The following is a 19,302-nucleotide window of genomic DNA, read 5'->3' on the forward strand; positions in this document are numbered from 1 at the left end:
GTCGAGTCCGCGCTGCGTCGATTGGTTAACCAATTCCAGCAGGAGCGCAACGGCGTGACTCCCCAGATCAAGGCGCTGGCGTCAACGATAGAACCGCTTAGGCATGGAGGGTAACGCCAGGCTCATTGAGCACTATCCAATTGTGCTCTCCCTTCCTGCATATGCCCATTGTCATTCAGTAAGATGAAGTGCACGTTGGAGTTGGCGGCCTCGAATAGCCGATCCTTTGGCAGGTCATAACACCGTTCACTCAAAGGCGCCGTCATCATGTCGTTCGCCGCAATCACCGACAGTTCATGGCTCTGTTCAACCAGTTTCAAAGAAGAAAAGGAGGCGTGGTAGGGCGAGGAATTTTGTACGACCAGGCAGCGCTGGTCACCGACTGACCGTAGCTTAAAACGCAGGGTGGATATCAGGTCATTACCTACCTCAGCCATGGCCTTGGGGCGATAAAACACTTTCATTTGGGTGTTCATCGCGACTGCCACGCGTGGCGAGGGTACCGATGCTTTTGAGAAAGTCGGGGGAACTTCGTAAATGTTGAGCCAAAACACCGATTCGCGATCAACGGAAAGATAATCGCTATTAAGAATCAGACGCAGCCCTTGCAAAGCGCCGGGGTCCAACCGAAACACCGGCGGCACGGCGATCAAAGGGGTGAGGGCTTGTTGCGGTGCCAGCGTATCTTCACCATGGTTGGTCCATACCTGAACCAGCACCGGATAGGCGTTGGTATTGGCCAGCATCAGCGTACGTTCTTTTTGCCCTTCGAGATAAATCACCCGAGTGCTTTCGGCCATCACCCCGGCATACGCTTGAAGGCTGCCCGTCTCGCTGCCGCACCAAACGAATACAATAAATAACGTCCACTTCCATAAATCGCAGCTCATTGCACCCTCACTCGCACAATAGCCATAGCGTCGACTTTCCCAGAGCGTGCCCTCATTCCCGGCAATGCCGAAAGAATGGCGGTGATCGACTGTGCGTAAATGGACGCCCCGGTACCAGTACCACTGATTAAATCGCCATCGCGAATAGGATACCAGCCGCCTGCCCCGCGACTGCCGGCAAGACCGACGGGGGTTACGGACTCGCCGACAAAGTTCATCGCACTGCCGGTAGCGTTATGACGCAAACGGATACCCACCCCAGTGGCGATTGAGGAATCGCTGCCATACCCTGTGGACAGCAGGTAGGTGACCGCACCGTCACTGGTGACCAACCCCAGTTTTTTCGCCTGTTCATAGGCACTGGGGGCTACCTGAATGCCGAATAAACTCTGCGCGGTTGCCGTATTGAGGGCCAAATCGTCGCATTCAAGCTCGATGGAGAAGTCGCTTTCTCTGGTCTGACCGGTATTGAGTTCCTGCGCAGTGACCCGCCCAAAGGTTACCACCGGGGTGACGCTGCGTACCGTGCAGGCTGCGTTGTAACTGATTGAGGCGCCGCTACGAAGGCCAAATGCTACCCCATTGCGCGCTCCTACAAATGTGCGGTTGGTGTTGGCATCGGATCCCGCCTGATCGGAGGTGATTCCGGGCCCCTTGAACTGGACATAGGCGCTGGGCACCATACAGGTGTAGGCTGCGACACCGCTGCCAAGTTCCCGGGCGATGCCGGCGCACTGATCGCTGCTGCTGCCACTGGCTGGTGGCAACGTGGATACACGAGCGAGCTCGGCTTGTACCATGCTCAGGTGCTTGGCCTTGATCTGGATCTTTTCCCCGCTCACGTCAAACTGGCGAATTGGGCTTTCCTGCCAGTAGCGAGTAAAGGTTTTGCCGGAGCTCAAGTGGGTCAGCTTGATGGCCACGTAACCAAAGTAGGTGGCGAAATAGCCTGGCAACCCGTCATTCACGGAGGTGCCGGCGCCATCGCCGATCTCCCAGTGGCCGCCAACACGATCCGCACCATTGGTCGCGAAGAGTTCGAAAATCTGGTTCTTGTCCTTCAGGTCACATTGCCACAGCACGGTTTCAGCACTGAGTCCGGGGGCGCTGGCAGCGCTGACCAAAGCGCTGCCCAAGGACGAGCCTACCGGTTGCAGGTGTGTCGAGGTCAGGTTGATGCGACCGACGGTGATCTGCGCCGAACTGCCGCCTGAGGCTTGCACACCATTGTAGACCTGCTCACACGAGGCCCGAACCTGACTCGCCCAGAACAGGCTTACTAAAAATAGCCATCCAATAAGTACCTTAACGATCATGGTGCACTCCCCGCCATACGGCATGCCTTTTCCAGACGCAGCAATGGCTGCTTGAGGTCGAGCCCGTCCAGATCATAGGTCACGAGACAACTGGCATCGGGTTCTTCCCCCCAGCGGATCGTAAGCTGCCCGCTGGACGCTTCAATGCGCAGGTAAGCCTGACTGCCCTGCCCCACCATGCCTACCACTGCGCTATTGGCGTCGATGACTTCGGCCCCTATGGGAATCATCTTCCCGTCGGGCAGATGCGCAGTGAGCAGCAAGGCTGCGCCGGAGCGGGTTTTGAATTCGACCTTCACCGCCGCTCCCGCCAACGGCGCCACACGGCGCTGGCCCTCTTCAAGCTCGGTGTCGGTATCCATGCCCTCCGGATTAATAGCGATGGTATTGTAACGATAAGGGGTTAAGGAGGGCACCAACGCAAAACCGGCACCGTCAATGCGCGCACCCTGCCCGTTCAAGATGCTAGCTCCGGTCGCGCCCTTAGCTTCCACCAGGGCAAAGGTGTCACCCAGGTAGGGACCGAAGGTGAGGCCTCCAGGGTGCACGACCAACGCGCCGCGAGCTGAGCCCGACGCTTGCCAGTAATCAACCCCCTTGGAAGCGCTCATCCCGATCGCGCTTTTGCTCAAGCGTTGTTGCAGATTGCCACTGAAGGTATTCTGGCGCTGCACAGCATCGTGAGAGACGGCAAATCCGTAACTTAGGCTTTGTTCATCGCCGGTTACACCCGTGAGCGAAGTTTGGTACACGTCGCCATAGTTAGCACTGTGACTATAGGAGCTATTAAGCATGGGCACGTGCACTCTCGCTGGACTGCCCAACGGCAATGACACCGACAGCAGCATCAGCGTTTCGGTAGTGCCCGGCACGCGAACCTGCTCAAAACCCCTGTTGGTCGGCGCGTCTGGTGCGAAGGTGGCGCGGCCGTCATCATAGTCGCTCTGTGACGGCCCAGTTCGCTGACGGGCAACCGACAGGTTGAAACTGACCGCCTGGCCGAACAATCGGCTGTACCCCAACTGCAACTGCGTATCCCGGGCATGCCCCCCACGATAGTCTTGCGTCGAGGCTGATATATATATCGAACCGAATCTCTCCAGATCCTGATTCACCGAAACGTCCCAGCGTGAGTGTGGCGGGTAGCGGCCGAGGGAGCGGCCATACCCTGAATAGGAGGAGTCATTGTCCTTCAACACGTCTCCAAAATCCCGGTAGCCGGCCGAAAAATACCGGTAAGCTGCCACGGTGAGCAGGGTATTGGTCGGCTCGAAGGTACGGCTGTACGACAGGCGTGACATCCAGCCACTAAGGTTTCCCTCTTTGGCATCCTTGGCGCGGGTATAGGTATTGTCCTGACCAAAGGCACCGAGCCAATTGGCGTAAACACCGCCGATAACCCATGCTTGATAGTTCTGCGCCAGGCGCACCCCACTGTTGACGGTAATGGCGTTGTTCAGTCCGTACTGAAAGATCAGTTCGGTGAAGGGGGTGTCACGGCCTATATCCCGGGTACGCACCAGAGCAAAGTTGTACCGCGAGGCGCCAGGACGCAGGGATTCAGTAACCGCCGAGAACGGTACAGTGAACTGGCTGATGCGCCCGTCAGCCTCCTCCACCGCTACCTGAAGATCACCTTCATAGTGTGTGGCATAAAGATCACTGATCTCAAAAGGGCCCGGCGGTACGACGGTCTGATAAATCTCATTGCCCCCTTGCCGGATCCGTACATTGGCGTTGGATTGCGCAATGCCGCGTACCGTCGGGGCATAACCGCGAATGGACTCCGGAAGCATGCGCTCGTCGGAACCGAGCTCCAGGCCACGGTAGCTGATGCCTGAAAAAAATCGTCCCGAAGTGTAACCCTCACCCAGGGTCAATTCACTTTGCAGGCTAGGGAGGGGGCGTTGCAGGTAGAGCCGCGCGCTGTTCCAGTCCGAACCTTCAGCGTTGTAACGCACACTGCCCTGCTGGCGTAACCGCCACATGCCCATGTTCACCCCACTGTTAAATACCGCATAAGAGGAGTCAGTACGGCCACTGGCACTGCCAGTGCGGCTGACGTGGTAATGGTTAGCGTTGTAGCTCACAAAACCGACGGTCTCCCCGGTGTCCAAGCTCTCGAGGGGCACAAAACCTTGAGGTCTACGATTTATCAGGCTTTGCGGTACACGTAGGTCCAGACGCAGCTTTCCCATATCAAAAGAATGGCTGGCACCTTCGACTGCCTGCTGCAGGCTCAGGCACTCGCCAGTGGCCTGAGCCTTGATTGCCACATGTTTTACGCCAGCACTTTCCAATAGTGCCGCTGAGAGACACGGTTGAACATCATTGTCCGAGACCGCGAAAAAACGCAAAGCCAAGCGTTGCACGAAACTGTTATTGATGTAGAGCTCAACGGTGTACTCACCAGGCTCGATCGCATCGGCTTTATTGAAGCGTGCCACGGAGCCCACACCAAACATCAAGTTTTCATCAAATTGATAATTCTCACCGGCCGATAGTGGTGCCGGAGCGGCCTGAACAGCGAAGCAAAAAAGACTGGTTGCCGCCCACGCTATCATCCATCCAACCACCAGCTTGCTGCGACCGCTACCCGAGGCGCGAGGCTTACGATACTTACCCATACCTCATCCAACCTAGTGCTTCACTACAGCCCGACTACAGTGACGTCATCACCGCCCAAATCATTGACCAAGGTAATCTGCAGCCGGTAAGGCGACTTTACCGGGGCCCGAATCGGCCACAATGCGGTGCTTTTTGGCGCCAACATGACACTGGATACAACCAGCGTCTTCTGCTCACCGAGCAGCAGGCTGGCCTCGCGAATCACCGCGTGAAAGCCGGTGCCGTTTTCTACCTCAATCTTGGCGTCGGCCCCACTACCGATCAGTTTGAACTTCAGCATTTTGCCCAGCTCACCAGCCTTGCCCGACAGCCCCTCGGGGCGATAAAACACCTTTATCCGGCTGGTGACCGCCAGCATCAGCAAGTTGGTATTAGCCTGGCTGGACTTGATCGCCGGCATCTGCATGAAATTCAAATAGAACACCGATTCGCGATCCTTGGGTAGATCAGCACCGGTAAACACCAGGCGCGCCAACTGACCGGCATGCGGACTTATGCGAAAGATCTGAGGGGTGACAACAAAGGGAGCATCGGCAGTATCGGGCTCCGATTGCGGTTTGCCCCTGTCCAGCCAGATTTGAACCAGATTCGGATAGTCATCCTGGCTGTTAAACTGCAGGCTTTTCTCCTTGTCCGTCTCGGGGTAAATAACCCGCGTACCAACCAGCACCACACTGCAAAACGCAGGCGAAGCAAATAGCATCGACAGCACAAGCAGGCAGTAGAAACTTAACCGGTGAAAAATAGTGGTCATAGATTCATCCAGCCAGAACAGAAACCTCAAGCTGCCGACCCCAACCGCGGGATCGGCAGTATTGCATTATTTCCTATAGGTACGTAATCGAGTACTGCACGGAGGCTGTCACCGAACCAGGACTAACTTTATCTTCACTGATATACCGTACGTGGAACTCAGCGCTGGCCTCGCTCTTACCCCCCTCCAACATTAATCCATCAACACGTGTGATTCCGTTCAACTCTATCGGCTTGCCATTCGGTCCCACCAATTGCAAGGCCACTCCTTCGGCAGTTCCCATATTCTTCAGGTTATGACCCTTTGAAACGTCATTGGCCAGGAACTGGGTAACGATCGGTGTTTCTTCCTTGGGTGCGTCACACCCGCTGAGCTCGACGGTAAAGCTTGTTTCACCGTCAGTGAGGCCAGTTTTTTGCAGCGACGCTGTGGATACCAGAGGCAACAACACGACGGTAGCACCTCCCCCGTTCACAGTTACTGCACAGGTCTGGGCCGCCACCTCTCCTTTGAAGGTAAGCGTGTTTTGACTGGCAGCAAAAGCCAAGAAAGGGAAGACCGTCATTGCAACCACAACTGCAGTACGCTTCATATACAATTTCCTCTTGCCATTGAACCTGGCCTAAACCGGTTAAAGTCAAATCAACCTAGGCTCATTATCGAAAATAAAAACACATCTATTGGCCTAGTTGAGGCTCTCTCTGAATTTACCTGGTTCGGCTACCACCTCCTTCAATGCATGAGGTCATGACTCAGCGCTCCCTCAATGACTCTTTGAACTTGTTCAAAGGCTTGAGTAGATAGTCAGAAACGGTTTTCGCCCCAGTCTTGATTTCCACGCTCGCCACCATGCCAGGCATCACCGGAAACTCAACGCCCGCCTTGTTTTTGATCGAAGTGCTGCTGGTGCGCACGTAAATGCGATAGAAATACTGATCCTGATGAACATCGTCGCGAATGGTGTCGGGGGAGACAAGATCGACCACGCCTTTGATATCGCCATAGATGGAGGAGTCGTAGGCGGTCAGTTTGACATTTGCCGCCAAACCCGGGCGAATGTAGGCGATGTCCCGAGGATTGATCTTGGTTTCAATCAACAGCTCGCCACCCAGCGGAATGATCTCGATAAGCTTCTCGCCGGGCTTGAGAACTTCACCCAGCGTGGTCACGTGAATCTCCTTGATCACCCCGTCCACCGGGGAAGTGAGCACCATACGTCCCAGTTGTCCTTCTCGCCCCGACATGATGGCTTTCTGCGCCTCCATTTCGCCCTTGGCTTTCACCAACGCTTCATGCGCCTGAACGTAGTAGTTGCTGGTGACTTCATTCACCTTGCTCTGCAGCTCGGACAATTGGCGACGCAATCGAATGGAAGTGACCTGACTGGCCGCACCTTTGCTGATCAAAGGATCGGTCATGGCAAGTTCAGAGCGGATCAATTCCATGGTTTTTTTCAGATCGACGACCGTGGCCTCGATCCCGAGTTTCCTTACCGTGTAAAGCTCGGTTTCCTGGCGCACAAGCTCCGGATCCGCTTGGACATCACTGCTGAACATCAGAGGTGTCTTCTTGATTTCTGCCGTCAGCCGCTCAATGGAGGCCTGCAGGGCATCGACACGTACGCTAGCCTCGCGCACAGTGGATTCAAAATAGGCCGGGTCAAGCTTGGCGAGTACCTGGTTCTTTTTAACCAGATCACCTTTTTTAACCAGCAGCTGGAGGATAATCCCGCCGTCCAAGCTCTCGATGATCTGCTCCTGCGAGGCGGGCACCACTTTGCCCGAACCCACAGTGACCTCATCGAGCAAGGCAAAATAAGCCCACACGCCAAACGACACCAACGCCAGCAGCGAAAGCCAGATAATCCAGGAGGAAGGAATCTTCTCCGCCGCCATCAACTTACTCGTCACAACGTTACTCATATTGATACCTGCCAATAAGCCCCATGTGAGGGCATAGAACTATTTGGTTGCCATCTGACCTGGAACCAACTCCGCCGCATCAACCGGAGCCGTATATTTCTTGAGCACCTTGTCCCGAGGACCGTCATCAATAATGCGGCCGCCCTCGACGATGACCAGCCGATTGACGATCTTCAAAATAGCGGGACGATGGGTGACGACTACCAGCGTACGACCACCGACCCAGGCATCGAGGCGTTTCAATACCTGCTGCTCGAGGCCCTCGTCCATGTTCGAGGTGGGCTCGTCGAGCAGAACGATCTTCGGGTTGCGCAGGAGCAGGCGACTGAGCAGAATCATTTGCTTCTGTCCACCGGACAGCCCACGGCCACCTTCATGAATCACTTGGTCGAGGATCGATGCATCCTGCTGCAACATATTCAGAGCGCCACTGACGGATAGCGCTTCGAGCATCTCCTGTTCGGTCGCATGGGGGTGGCCCATGAGCAGGTTCTGGCGCAGCGAGCCAAAGAACAGCCGTGAGTCCTGCGCGAGATAGCCGACCTGAGCACGAACGTCCATCGGATCGATAAGGCTCAGGTCCACGCCATCAAGCGTGACCTTGCCCTGGGTAGGCATACCTTGGCCGGCAAGCAGTTTGAGCAAGGTGGATTTGCCCGCTCCGACGCGGCCAAGGATGGCCACGCGCTCGCCTTTGGCGATACGCAAGACATCGATGCTCAGGATGCTTTTGGTTTGCCCGTAATCGTAGGCGTATTGCACATGCTGAAGCTGATAGTCGCCCAGCAGATTGGGGCAATGCGCACGCGACTCTTCAGGGGGCAGATCGACCGGTTTTCTGAGCAATTCGTCCAACCCGTTCATGGCGACCTTGGCGTGCTGCCAGCGGGAAAAGACCATGGTCAGTTGCATGAGCGGCGCCAGGGTGCGAGAGGACAGCAGGCTGCAGGCTACCAGCGTACCCGTGGTCATTTCCCCCTTGAGGACGAAATAAACCCCCATTACCAACATGGCCGAATAAGAAAGCTGTTGTACAAGCCCGCCCCAGCCCGACAGCATGCCCCCCCAGAATCGTTGTTTGATGCCGATGTCCGCGCTGATCTCGTGATTCTGTTCCCATACCCGCTGAAAGTAAGGCTCTGCCTGCAGCGCCTTTATGTCCTCAATGCCTTCAATGGTTTCCACCAGTACGGCGCTTTTGAGCGCACTCTCGCGCATCCCTTCACGCGACAACCGAGCCAAGGGCCATTGCAGTAACAGGCCGGGAATGATGACCAACGGAATGGCCAACAAAGGAATCCAAACCAGCGGACCACCGATCATGGCCATCAGAACGAGAAAAATCAGCACAAACGGCATGTCAGCAGCGGCGCCGACCGTACTGGAGGTGATCATTTCGCGAACATGATCGACCTCACGAATCTGTGAGATGAAAGAGCCGGTAGATTTAGGCCGCGATTCGTTTCGGATCGCCATTGCACGAGCAAACAGATAGCTGGAGATCTTAAGATCTGCATTCCTGCCCATCAGGTCGGATGCACGAGTTCTGGCCATACGGATCAGAAACTCAAAAAAGGCGGCGATCAACACACCTAAAAATAGCACCCATAGGGTGTTGTACGATTCGGATGGGATCACCCGGTCATACACCTGCATCGAAAACAAAATGCCGGCCAGAGCCAAGACGTTACTCACCAGTGATGCGAGAGAAACCTCAATGATCTTGTGCCTGGTTCCACGAAACGCCTGAACCAGCCAATGCTTTTCGTAAGGCTTAACGAACTCGTCAACCCTTGAGTCTCGGCCTCGTAGCGCAGGACTTAGCAGTACCACCATGCCGCTGGCATGGGACCAGAAGTCATCGGCCGACAATTCATGCAAAAGGTCGCTGCTGTCCGTCTGCCAGAACGTCAGGCCGCCGTCGCTATTGATCGACTCCACAACAGCGATATGTCCGTCATTGAGGGTTACTATAAAGGGGACCATCTGGGGCGTCAGATGGGCCTTCTTCAAATCTTTAATCTTGGCCTGTAGATTCACCAGCGAAGACAAACGCAAAAGTTTCTGCTCCAGCGTGTCCGTTTCGTGCCAGGTCATCTGGTGGGCCAGATGCTGAGAGTCCGCCGGATGTCCGTAAGAGGCACAAACACGAACCCACGCAGCTATCCATTGCTTGAGGTCAATACTGCCGTCGATTTCGCTCATATAAATCCTTAATTTTTCTTATGTTCTTCTTGTTACTCGACCCGAACGACTCAGGTCTGCGCTTAGTACTGTTACAGATGGGGCAATGCCTGTTCAGCAGGGCTTTCGACACCCAATAGCGATAACAACGTGTTCTGAATCACGGCAAAGTTGATGACCGCGTCATAACGATCAAACTTGGCAGAGGCAGTGTTACTGAGCGCTTGAAAGACGTCTTGTTCCACACTCAATAAATCGGTGAGGCTGCGCTCCCCCAACTTGTATTCTTCTTGGTAGATATCTCGAGTTCTCAAAGCAATGTCAGTCTGATAACGGCTGCTTTGCATGCGAGCCTCAGCCCCGCGCCAATTGCTCAACGCGGTAGCGGAACGTTGATCGGCATCTATCATCGCTTGATTGACATTGGCCTTGGATGTTTCGAGGTCTTCATACGCTTGGGAAACACGCGCTGAAATGGCTCCGCCGCTGTACAAGGGAACGTCCACGGAAACACCGACCTCAGTGTCCCAGCCATTGTTGGCATTGGTGAAGTTACGGTTGTATTGGCGAAGGTACCCCGCGTCCAAACTGATGCTGGGCAAATGCTGGGCTTTAGTCGAGCTGAGAATCGCCTCCCCTGCTTTAACTTGGGAAACAGCTGAACTGACGGCCGGTACCGAACTGTAATCCACCTGACCGTTATTGTGCGACAGATCCGGTTCCAGTGCAGGAGGGAGCTCAGAAAGCGTCTCTGCGTATTTGCCGGTCAACTGCGCCAAGCTAACCCTGGCGTTCTGCAATTGGCTACGATATTGCTCGAGTGTGGTGCGGTACGAAGCAATACGGGTAGAGGCTTGAAGCGCATCGGCAGAGGAACTCAAACCCGCTGTCAAACGCAGCTCCGCGGTTGACTTAACATTCTCTAAAGACGCAATCATACGTTGTGTGACGGCGATAATTTCCTCATATCGTTTGACATTCGAGTAGGCCAATAGGGTGTTTCCGGTTACCTCGGTGATGGTCTTCATCAGCCCGGCCCGGTAGGACTCTGTCAAGTACGTCTGATTGTCGATCGCTCCAGAGGTTTTTCCAAAGTCATAAATCAGTTGTTTGAGTTTCGGGCCATAGGCGTATTCGTGGTGCAGTCCATAATTACTGGACAGACTCAACTGCGGGTAATATGCGCTTGTTGCTTCATCTTTGCGCGCCTCGCCTTTTTTTATTTGCGCAAACGCTTGAGCCAAAGTAGGGCTGCGGACGAATGCTAAAGTAATAGCCTCTTCGACGGTCAAGTGCTGCGTCTGAGTGACCTCAACCGCTTGCGCACTTTTTTCATAGGCGGCCAAAACAGCTGAAGACTGGAATAGAATAAACGCTAACAAAAATCCAGAGAGCGCACACTTCTCGCAAGCAACATTATAATTTATTTTTAACAGAAGCGGGCGCGCAGCAGCCGCACTAATATAACTACGCATATAAAGATCCCAGCATAAATGTTAACGCTTTAAAGTTGAGTTTGTCGCCCAACCTACTCCTTGGATCAGCGGGGCGGCGGCGTTACGGCAGCACTCCCCGTTATTCTCATTCATACAATCAATTGATGATTAACCAGTAAGGTCTCCATATCTGTCGTCACGTTGTTCAGGGTTAGCACCAGAGTCGGGGCAAACGTCGAGCCGGTACCGTCACGGTCAACCGTGATTTGCGTATTGGTCCCGTCGTTGGTGACACTCAAGTAGTTCATCAGCCCTTCCGACGCTTTATCCAGCACATCCTTGTTGGTAGTCGTGTCGTGATAGACGTACGCGGTTCCGGTGTATCCCTGCAGTAAAGCGCTCATATCAATGACATCAGCGGCGGCGACGCTGGTGGTATTGCCCAGGCCGAAGCCAATCGCCGTGTCGCTGCCATTGCCGCCAGTGGCGTCATTATTGTTTACATTGGTGAAAGTCAGCAGCGTATGGCCACCACCAGTGATGGTGTAGGTATCGTTACCACCCCGTCCATCAAGCAGAGAGTTGACGCCCGCGGTGCTGTTAGCTATGAAGTTGTCGTTACCTGCACCACCCACCAGTCCTTCGATATTACTCAAGGTCACAGTGTTAAAGCCGGTATTTTGAGCAAGCGTACTATTCAGGTTTACGGTGATAGAGGTGTTGCCCGCCAAGGTAAAGTCTACAATATCCTCCCCCCCGGTAATGCTCCAAGCTGGCGTCCCATAATGGGTCACCCAACCAGCCCCCCCGTTATAGGTATCGGTCCCCGCCGTAGCGAAGAAGGTGTCGTTATAGCCGGTACCTATAAAGTTACCATTGGCGTTGTTAGCACCTGCTTCGGCAGACAACACGTAGTTGTGGGTCGCAAGTCCCGCTGTTAACCCAGTCCAAGTGGCGTTGACCTGCTCGATGTTATTGCCATTGAGGGTCGTAAGACCGCTGGTATCGGTTGAAACCCCGCCCACACTATTCAACAACACCGCCGTATAGGTCTCGGTAGCACTCAGACCGTAGAAATACACCAAAGCGGAGGCGTCATTGCTGGTTAATCCCATTTGCGGGTTGATGATTTGCGAGGACACCAATGCCCCGAGATGGTCATAGAGTTGGACAGTATTGGCGTAAAAGACATTCAAGCCATTTTTATCAAAAATTTGCAAATGCAGACTGGCCCCATCAGCGACCAAAATATTATTGAAAAGAGTATTCGAAGGTATGTTGGCAACAATATTTACCATGAGGTCTGGCGCACCATCCCAGTTCAAGTCCCAAGAAGTGACTCCAATTAAGTCACTTCGTACTAAACCTGAAATAGCCAACCCTGTGCGGAACACACCGTCCCCCTCATTCTGATACCAGACGATTGTTCCGCTCACCCCATTGGCAGGCACTTCAACGACATCCATCTTGCCATCATGGTTCCAGTCGATGGCAAGAGATCCGGAGCCGTATATGGCGTCGCTGAAATACGTTGCTGTCCCTCCGGTCGTGCCGGCAGTGGTTCCAAAACCACCACTGTGATTATTCCAGTAAATTCGACTGGAAGACACGTCGTTATTTGCGACAGCATTTAAACCTGCGTTCAAATAAAGGTCCATGAAACCATCGTTATTAAAATCTCCCCACGTCATAGCGATTGGAACCTTAAAGTCCGGCGTACTAAATACACCCGCCACGCTCACTAACACGAAATCACTCGTAGAAAGTTGGTTATTCTTGAAGAGCGTGAGCGTATATGGTCCGAGGGCGTTGGTGTGCTCAGCAATATCCACCGTGCCGTTGTTGTCCAAGTCAACCGCAGATGCTTCTGCATAGTTATTAATCGTCGCGATTGGGCCAGCACCACTAGGTCTGCCGCTACCCGTCGTAGCGGTGCCATTCATCCAGGCGAGCGCGCCACTGGAGTTAGTAACAAAACTAAGAGAAGTATTCGCCGAGTCTCCAAAAGCAAAATCCAAGTACCCATCACCGGTTTTGTCATAAGCGACCACGCCCCCATTGGTGCGGGCGTTACCACCCAAAGTAACTTGGGTATAAGTAACATCATCCGTCGTCGTTAACATGAATATTGCGTTCCCGGGTGAAGTACCTATGGAGGCTAAGCCTGCATGTCCAGCGCGGGTAAAATCGGCATGTGCAAAGCTATTAAACGAATTAAAAGTTTGTGTCTGCGAAACAAAGGAAACACTGGATAGAGCTTGCTGCGCATATATATAATATGCGCCGCCACTCGTTACAACAGTATGCCAGAGCCCATCATAACCTAGCTTAATTGAGTTAGAACCAGCATTATAATTACCGCTAAGAGCAACGCTCGCTAAGTCAGAACTCACCACTCTCAAGTGCGTCGTAGCGGTTAGATTGCTGCGGTTGCCAGCCTGATCTACCAACATATAACCCAGATGATAGCCACCTACCGCCAGCGCACCGGTAGTGACCGACCATGATCCATTGGCACTGACTACAGCCGCGGACAGAATATAATCAAGCCCTTCTTCGTATACACCGTTATTGTTAATATCATTGACCAGCGCTATTTGAACGCCACTCTCAGTGACGCTGGCGCCACTCGCAAAGACGATCGCTGCAGTTGTGGTGATGTTGTCTCCAAGAACTCCGGTATCGTAGGCTGCCGCCACCACCGGAGCCATCAGTGCTGCAGTCGAAGGCGCGGAGGTATCGACGGTGACTGCTAACGAAGCTGTAGCGCTGGCCAAATTGCCCGCAGTGTCGATAGCTCGAAGTTGATAAGTAGTGAGACCGGTTCTCACGACAGGATCGGTATAACTCCAAGTGTGCGTAGCATTATTGAAGCTGGATACATTGATCCAGGTAAGGCCCCCGTCGCTACTGATCTTCAACTCGCCGGGGTTCAACGTGCCAACGTAGGTGCCCGACACTGTCAATAATGGATCTCTGGTGTACAGGTTGGTATCCAAAGCACTGTTAGTGTTGCTACCCGCCCCCCCCACTAAGCCAGGAGAAGTATCGGTGGTGATCGCGGTGAGCGCTACTGCTGTCATCACAGGGGCTGTGGTATCGATGAAAACGGTATTAGTGTTGCCCAGTGTTACGTTACCCGCCGCATCGATTACCCGAGCCTGCACGGTATAAGTCCCATCACCCAAAGGAACGGCGGTGTAATTAACACTCCAGGTATTGGGATTAGTACTGACGGAAGCGTTCATCCATATGCCGTTGTTGATGCTGATTTGAACATTTTCGCCGGCCAGCAGGGTGTTGTCGTATGTGCCGCTGAATATTAAGCGGGGGTCTCTGGTTATAAGATCTGTGCCGCTGGTGCCCGTATCATCCGTAATGGAGGTAAAACTTGCGAGCGCCAAAGGTACGCCAGTGTCAATAATGAAAGGCTGGGTAACTGATGTTCCTGTGTTACCAGCCTGATCAACCACACGAACTTTTATAAAACTGGATGTATCTGGGATGGGAACCGTGCCACTGTAATAGCTCCAACTGTTCGACGTGGAAGCTGCCTGTACGTACGTAACTCCATTGTCGAGGCTAATCATCACCACCTCACCGCTGGATAATGGGGAGCTTAATCCGCCACTCAACGTCAGCAGGGTGTTGTATTTCGTAGTAAAGCCTATGAGCTCGCCTGAATCGTGGCTGATCGCAATACTCGTGATAGTGGCGCTGGGGGGCGTGCTATCTACAGTTAACGTGAAGGGGCTCGAGGACAGGCCCAGATTGCCAGCGCGATCAGTGACCACGACACGATAGCTATGAGCCCCGTCGATGCCGCCCAGCTGATAACTCCAGTTACCACCATTGAGGGTCGCCTCGCCTAACCGAATTAGGCCTTCATACACCTGCAAAGTGTCACCAGAGACCAAGCCGGTCACAGACCCATTGAGCATGGGAGTGTTGTCGTTGGTACTCGTGTTATTTGAAAAGTTGCCCTGTAGCAAGGCGACGTTGTCGGTGTAGGAGTTAATCCCTACGCTGTAACCTAAGATTGGCCCGGTAATATCGATTACCACGGCCTGAGAAGCGCCTGTAGTTGCATTGCCGGCCAGGTCTACCACACGAGCGATAAAGGCATGAGGTCCTTCGGCTAAGGCAAGGGCGGTATTATCGTAGGCATAGGTACCATCACCGTCCAGCGTCGTATCATGCCAGGTTGTGCCGTTATCCAGCGATATTTGGACTTTTTCACCGGCGCTTAGGGTGCCGATCAGGGTCGCATTGACCGTTAAATTTTGATCACTGGTGGTGAAGTCACCTGCGATACCGCTATCGTCTGAAATGCGGCTGATTGCTGCAGTGGCAGTGGGCGCGGTTATATCAATTGTCACAACTTTCTGGTCGGAGAGTCCGATGTTGCCAGCGGTATCAACAATCCGTACATCTACCGTGTGAAGGCCGTTCGCCAAATCGTCGGCATTATTAAAACTCCAATCGGTGCTAGCTACACTTGCCCTTTTCCAGATTCCATTGTCTATACGAATTTGTACCTCTTCATCGGAACCCAGGGCAGCCCCGACTGTACCGCGGAATACCACCCTCTGTTCGCTGGTAATAAAATCTCCGGGACTGTCATTGTTGATCGCGGTGATGGCCACACTCGCGCTGGGCACACTGAGATCTATCAGCATGGGTTCCTTAGCGGTCTGCTCAACATTACCAAACTCATCTACGATACGGGCTTCTACTTCCAGAACCCCCTCGCGTAACTCAGTACCTCTATTGTCATAGGTCCAGGTTTTTAAATTAACGTCAGCCTTAACCCAAGGGGGCTCATAGGAGGGATCCTGCCTATCATTGAAGCGAATTTCGACGGTTTGTCCATCCAGCAGGACGGTTTCTATAGTCCCATTGAAAATCAACCGACCTTGATTGGTTTTATAGTCAGTATCACTCGAGCCGTTGTCCGGGCTGATCGTCGTAATTTCAATAGTGTTCCCCGTCGGCGCTGAACTGTCGATGGTCATGTCGTGAGAAATACTTTGGCCGACATTGCCCGCACTATCGATAACCCTTGCCATGATGGTGTATTCACCATCAGTCAAAATAAAGGGGTCAACCTCATTATGGTACACCCAGCTCGTATTTATGGTGGTTGCGGTTAGCCAGCTCGTGGTTTCGCCATCAGTATTATTGATCAGTTTGATTTCCACGCGCTCACCCGTGTCCAACGTGTGCACGATGTCGCCTAGGAACTGCTCGGGAGTACGGTTCGTTTTGAAATCGCTACCGGAAATGCCAGTATCTCTCGAAATGCCGCTAATACTGATCAGGTTATTGGCATCTGGCGCAGAGGTATCCACCAGTAGTTCCTTGGTACTGGTGTGCCCCACGTTGCCGGCAGCATCGACGACTTCGACTGTTATTGTATAAGAGCCGTCGAAGATTAAACCGCTAGCGTAGCTCCATGTTGTACCATCGACTGCGGCGTCAACCCGCGCGCCACTTCCCAAATGGATCAGCACACTCTCCCCACTCACTAATGGAGCGCTGAGAGTCCCGCTAATTATCGGTGTGTTGTCATGCGTATTAAAATCCGTCGTCAAACCAAGATCAGTGGTAAGGGTCGTTATTTCAACAGTTTTACTGAAGCTAGGGCCTTGGGTGTCGATAGTTAAGTGAAAATCTGCAGATGCAGTTCCTAGATTCCCTGCTGAGTCCACGATCACCACATGATAGGTGTAGTCACCATCAGTCTTGCCTGATAGTTGATAACTCCAAGTACCAAAAGAGACAGCGGCCTCTCCCAAAAATGCCGCACCTTCGTAAACTTGAACGACATCACCGATCAGTAAACCGCTGACTAATCCCTTTAAGAGCGGGGACGTATCATTAGTTAAAGAACCGTCAGTAAAGGTACCCATTAGCAGCGGGACGTCATCAGAGTAACCGCTGATTGAGATGCTGTTATCAGCGGACGGCGCCAAGGTATCAATAGTGAGCCCATGCGAACTCATTGTGCTGAAATTGCCCGCCTGGTCCGTTACTCTGGCAAATATGGTGATGGACTGGTTTGCCGGCAACTCAAGCTCGGAACCTTCATACTGATAGATATTGCCAGCGACCTGCGTTGCGGTTTTCCAAGTACTACCGTTCATAGATATTTGGACGAACTCATTACTCTCAAGTACGCCGTTTAACGTAATGCTGAAAACGAGACTTTTCTCGCTTGTCACAAAATCTGTCGCACTGGAGCCGGTATCGATCGAGATGCTTGTGACTTCAGCAGTGGCGCTTGGGAGAGTATGGTCAACTGTTACCAGTTGGGTAACTGTCGCTCCGACGCGTCCTGCGATAGTGATTAGTCGTACTTGCGCCTCGTAACCAACTTTATCGCCCAACTCTACATTCAAATAACTGAACGTCCAGCCGGTTTCATTGACGGAGACGACGTCAAACCAAGACGAGCCATCAAATCTGAATTGCAGTTTTTCGTTAGCCTGCAGCGGGGCAGTTAAGGTACCACTGAAACCCAGCGTATTGTCATTCGTTATATAATCTTGGCCATCCAAGCCTGAATCAAAGGTAATCGCTGTAAAGGCAGGCGTTGTCGTTGCCGTTGGTAGGGACGTATCCAGGGTCATTAAGCCAGTGGCAAACTGACCGACGTTACCAGCAGCATCGACCACGCGAACACGGACGGTATACACGCCATCGGAAACCAACGGAGGGGCATCGTAACTCCATTCTGTGTCGGAATGGGTGGCCGTGACCCAACCGCTGCCCAAATTTATTTCCACATGCTCGTCTGGCATTAACGCCGCACCGAGACTGCCTCTAAATATTTGATCATTGTTGCTTGTGACGAAATCTCCGAGGGTACCCGTATCATCACTGATCGAGTCAAATGTGATGCTCTCACCACTCAGCGGCGCCTGACGATCAATGACAATTTGCTGTCTGACAGACTGCCCAGGATTGCCGGCCTCATCAATGATGCGAGCCTGCACGTAAAAGGTTGAGTTGGGCATGAATTCAGGAGCGTCGTTATACGTCCACGACGTGCCGGAGGTTGTTGCGGTATGCCAGTTACTACCGTCATCGAAACTGAACTGAACAACATTATTTCCTTGCAAGGGTGCCAACAGCGAACCACTGAACGACAGCTTTAGCTCACTTGTAATGAAGTCCTTCTCAGAGCCATCTACGCTGCTGGTGGTATCGGGGGTGATTCGTTCAATACTAAGGATTTCAGTCGCCGACGGTCCCTGGGTATCAATCATCAGGTCTCGGCTAAGGCTATAACCTACATTACCCGCGGCATCGACAATACGCGCATGCACGGTATGCGCGCCTTCACTTAGGGGGTTGTTTCCCCTGTTATCAAAGGACCACGTTGTATCCGTTATCACGGCGGCCCGCCAAGTGGTGTCGTTATCGAAACGAACCTCCACACTCTCACCGAAGGCCAGCTTCATTATGAGGTTGCCGTCAAATACCAATTGGTCGATGTTGGTAATAAAGTCTGCGTCAGAGCCTGCCACGCTGGTGGCGCTGTCGGGGGTGACACGTTCAATCGTCAGGGTTTCATCTGGCGACGGAGGAGTACTGTCGATGTAAGGCGTATCGATTGAATCGCTATGATTGCCCGCCACGTCAGTGACTGACAAAATGATCATGCCGGTGGGTTGCGGGGCCGCGCTGGTGAGCGGCCCATAGTTACCGTGCTCGTCGACGAGCACCGTGCCTATGGTGCCGTCTGGGAACATCGCCGTCAGCGTAGTACCCGGCTCGGCGGTACCCGAAATACTCACGGTGCCGTCAGTTTGGGTCAAGACCGTCGGCGCAGCGGGCGTGGTCGGCGCCGTGTCATCGATGTAGGGGGTGCTGGCGGGCAGACTTTCGTTACCGGCCAGGTCCGTGGCAACGACCCTCACATCGCCGTTGGGTTGTGGAGTGTTGCTGGTGATCGGACCGTAGCTGCCGTCAGTGCGCACCGTGGTAGTGCCCGACGTCCCATCGGGAAAGATCACGTGAATCACACTGCCAGGTTCGGCCGCGTCGGCGCCTCCAGAAATGCTGATGATGCCGTCCGGTTTGGTCGTGACCAGCGGATCAGCAGGCTTGGTCGGCGCGGTGTTATCGATGTAGGGGGTGCTGGCGGGCGGACTTTCGTTACCGACC

The 19,302-nt window shown here is 53.4% G+C and carries 9 protein-coding genes; all 9 read right to left on the reverse strand.

Annotated elements, in window-relative coordinates; all coding sequences use genetic code 11:
- Positions 1 to 122: 122 nt before the first annotated feature.
- Positions 123 to 890: a molecular chaperone gene (locus tag ACI77I_RS24575; RefSeq protein WP_406998742.1), complete on the reverse strand. Its 768-nt coding sequence runs from the start codon at positions 888 to 890 to the stop codon at positions 123 to 125.
- Entirely contained in the window at positions 887 to 2,206 is a 1,320-nt protein-coding gene (locus ACI77I_RS24580) for a fimbrial protein (RefSeq protein ID WP_406998744.1), read from the reverse strand. The genes ACI77I_RS24575 and ACI77I_RS24580 overlap by 4 nt, the downstream gene beginning before the upstream one ends.
- Complete coding sequence (locus tag ACI77I_RS24585; RefSeq protein WP_406998746.1) at positions 2,203 to 4,833, reverse strand: fimbria/pilus outer membrane usher protein; 2,631 nt, start codon at positions 4,831 to 4,833, stop codon at positions 2,203 to 2,205. Before ACI77I_RS24585 ends, ACI77I_RS24580 begins: the two co-directional genes overlap by 4 nt.
- Positions 4,834 to 4,856: 23 nt before the next feature.
- Positions 4,857 to 5,588 carry a molecular chaperone gene (locus ACI77I_RS24590; protein ID WP_406998748.1) on the reverse strand — a complete coding sequence of 244 codons (732 nt, stop codon included), beginning with the start codon at positions 5,586 to 5,588 and terminating at the stop codon, positions 4,857 to 4,859.
- 73 nt (positions 5,589 to 5,661) lie between these two features.
- Positions 5,662 to 6,180, reverse strand: a complete 519-nt coding sequence (locus tag ACI77I_RS24595; RefSeq protein ID WP_406998750.1) for a fimbrial protein — start codon at positions 6,178 to 6,180, stop codon at positions 5,662 to 5,664.
- Positions 6,181 to 6,340: 160 nt separating this feature from the next.
- Positions 6,341 to 7,510 (reverse strand): HlyD family efflux transporter periplasmic adaptor subunit, encoded by a 1,170-nt coding sequence (locus ACI77I_RS24600; protein WP_406998752.1) that lies wholly within the window; start codon positions 7,508 to 7,510, stop codon positions 6,341 to 6,343.
- A gap of 39 nt (positions 7,511 to 7,549) precedes the next feature.
- Positions 7,550 to 9,715, reverse strand: a complete 2,166-nt coding sequence (locus ACI77I_RS24605; protein ID WP_406998754.1) for a type I secretion system permease/ATPase — start codon at positions 9,713 to 9,715, stop codon at positions 7,550 to 7,552.
- Positions 9,716 to 9,786: 71 nt separating this feature from the next.
- Positions 9,787 to 11,169, reverse strand: a complete 1,383-nt coding sequence (locus tag ACI77I_RS24610) for a TolC family outer membrane protein (RefSeq protein WP_406998756.1) — start codon at positions 11,167 to 11,169, stop codon at positions 9,787 to 9,789.
- Between the two features lie 110 nt (positions 11,170 to 11,279).
- Positions 11,280 to 19,265 carry an Ig-like domain-containing protein gene (locus tag ACI77I_RS24615; protein WP_406998762.1) on the reverse strand — a complete coding sequence of 2,662 codons (7,986 nt, stop codon included), beginning with the start codon at positions 19,263 to 19,265 and terminating at the stop codon, positions 11,280 to 11,282.
- Positions 19,266 to 19,302: the final 37 nt, after the last annotated feature.

Origin of the sequence: Pseudomonas sp. D47 (genome assembly GCF_045447305.1) — a bacterium.
GTDB lineage: Bacteria > Pseudomonadota > Gammaproteobacteria > Pseudomonadales > Pseudomonadaceae > Aquipseudomonas.

Bases quoted from the DNA above. Each gene is read 5' to 3' on its own strand.
- ACI77I_RS24575 (WP_406998742.1), bottom strand. From the start codon at position 890: ATGAGCTGCGATTTATGGAAGTGGACGTTATTTATTGTATTCGTTTGG.
- ACI77I_RS24580 (WP_406998744.1), bottom strand. From the start codon at position 2,206: ATGATCGTTAAGGTACTTATTGGATGGCTATTTTTAGTAAGCCTGTTC.
- ACI77I_RS24585 (WP_406998746.1), bottom strand. From the start codon at position 4,833: ATGGGTAAGTATCGTAAGCCTCGCGCCTCGGGTAGCGGTCGCAGCAAG.
- ACI77I_RS24590 (WP_406998748.1), bottom strand. From the start codon at position 5,588: ATGACCACTATTTTTCACCGGTTAAGTTTCTACTGCCTGCTTGTGCTG.
- ACI77I_RS24595 (WP_406998750.1), bottom strand. From the start codon at position 6,180: ATGAAGCGTACTGCAGTTGTGGTTGCAATGACGGTCTTCCCTTTCTTG.
- ACI77I_RS24600 (WP_406998752.1), bottom strand. From the start codon at position 7,510: ATGAGTAACGTTGTGACGAGTAAGTTGATGGCGGCGGAGAAGATTCCT.
- ACI77I_RS24605 (WP_406998754.1), bottom strand. From the start codon at position 9,715: ATGAGCGAAATCGACGGCAGTATTGACCTCAAGCAATGGATAGCTGCG.
- ACI77I_RS24610 (WP_406998756.1), bottom strand. From the start codon at position 11,169: ATGCGTAGTTATATTAGTGCGGCTGCTGCGCGCCCGCTTCTGTTAAAA.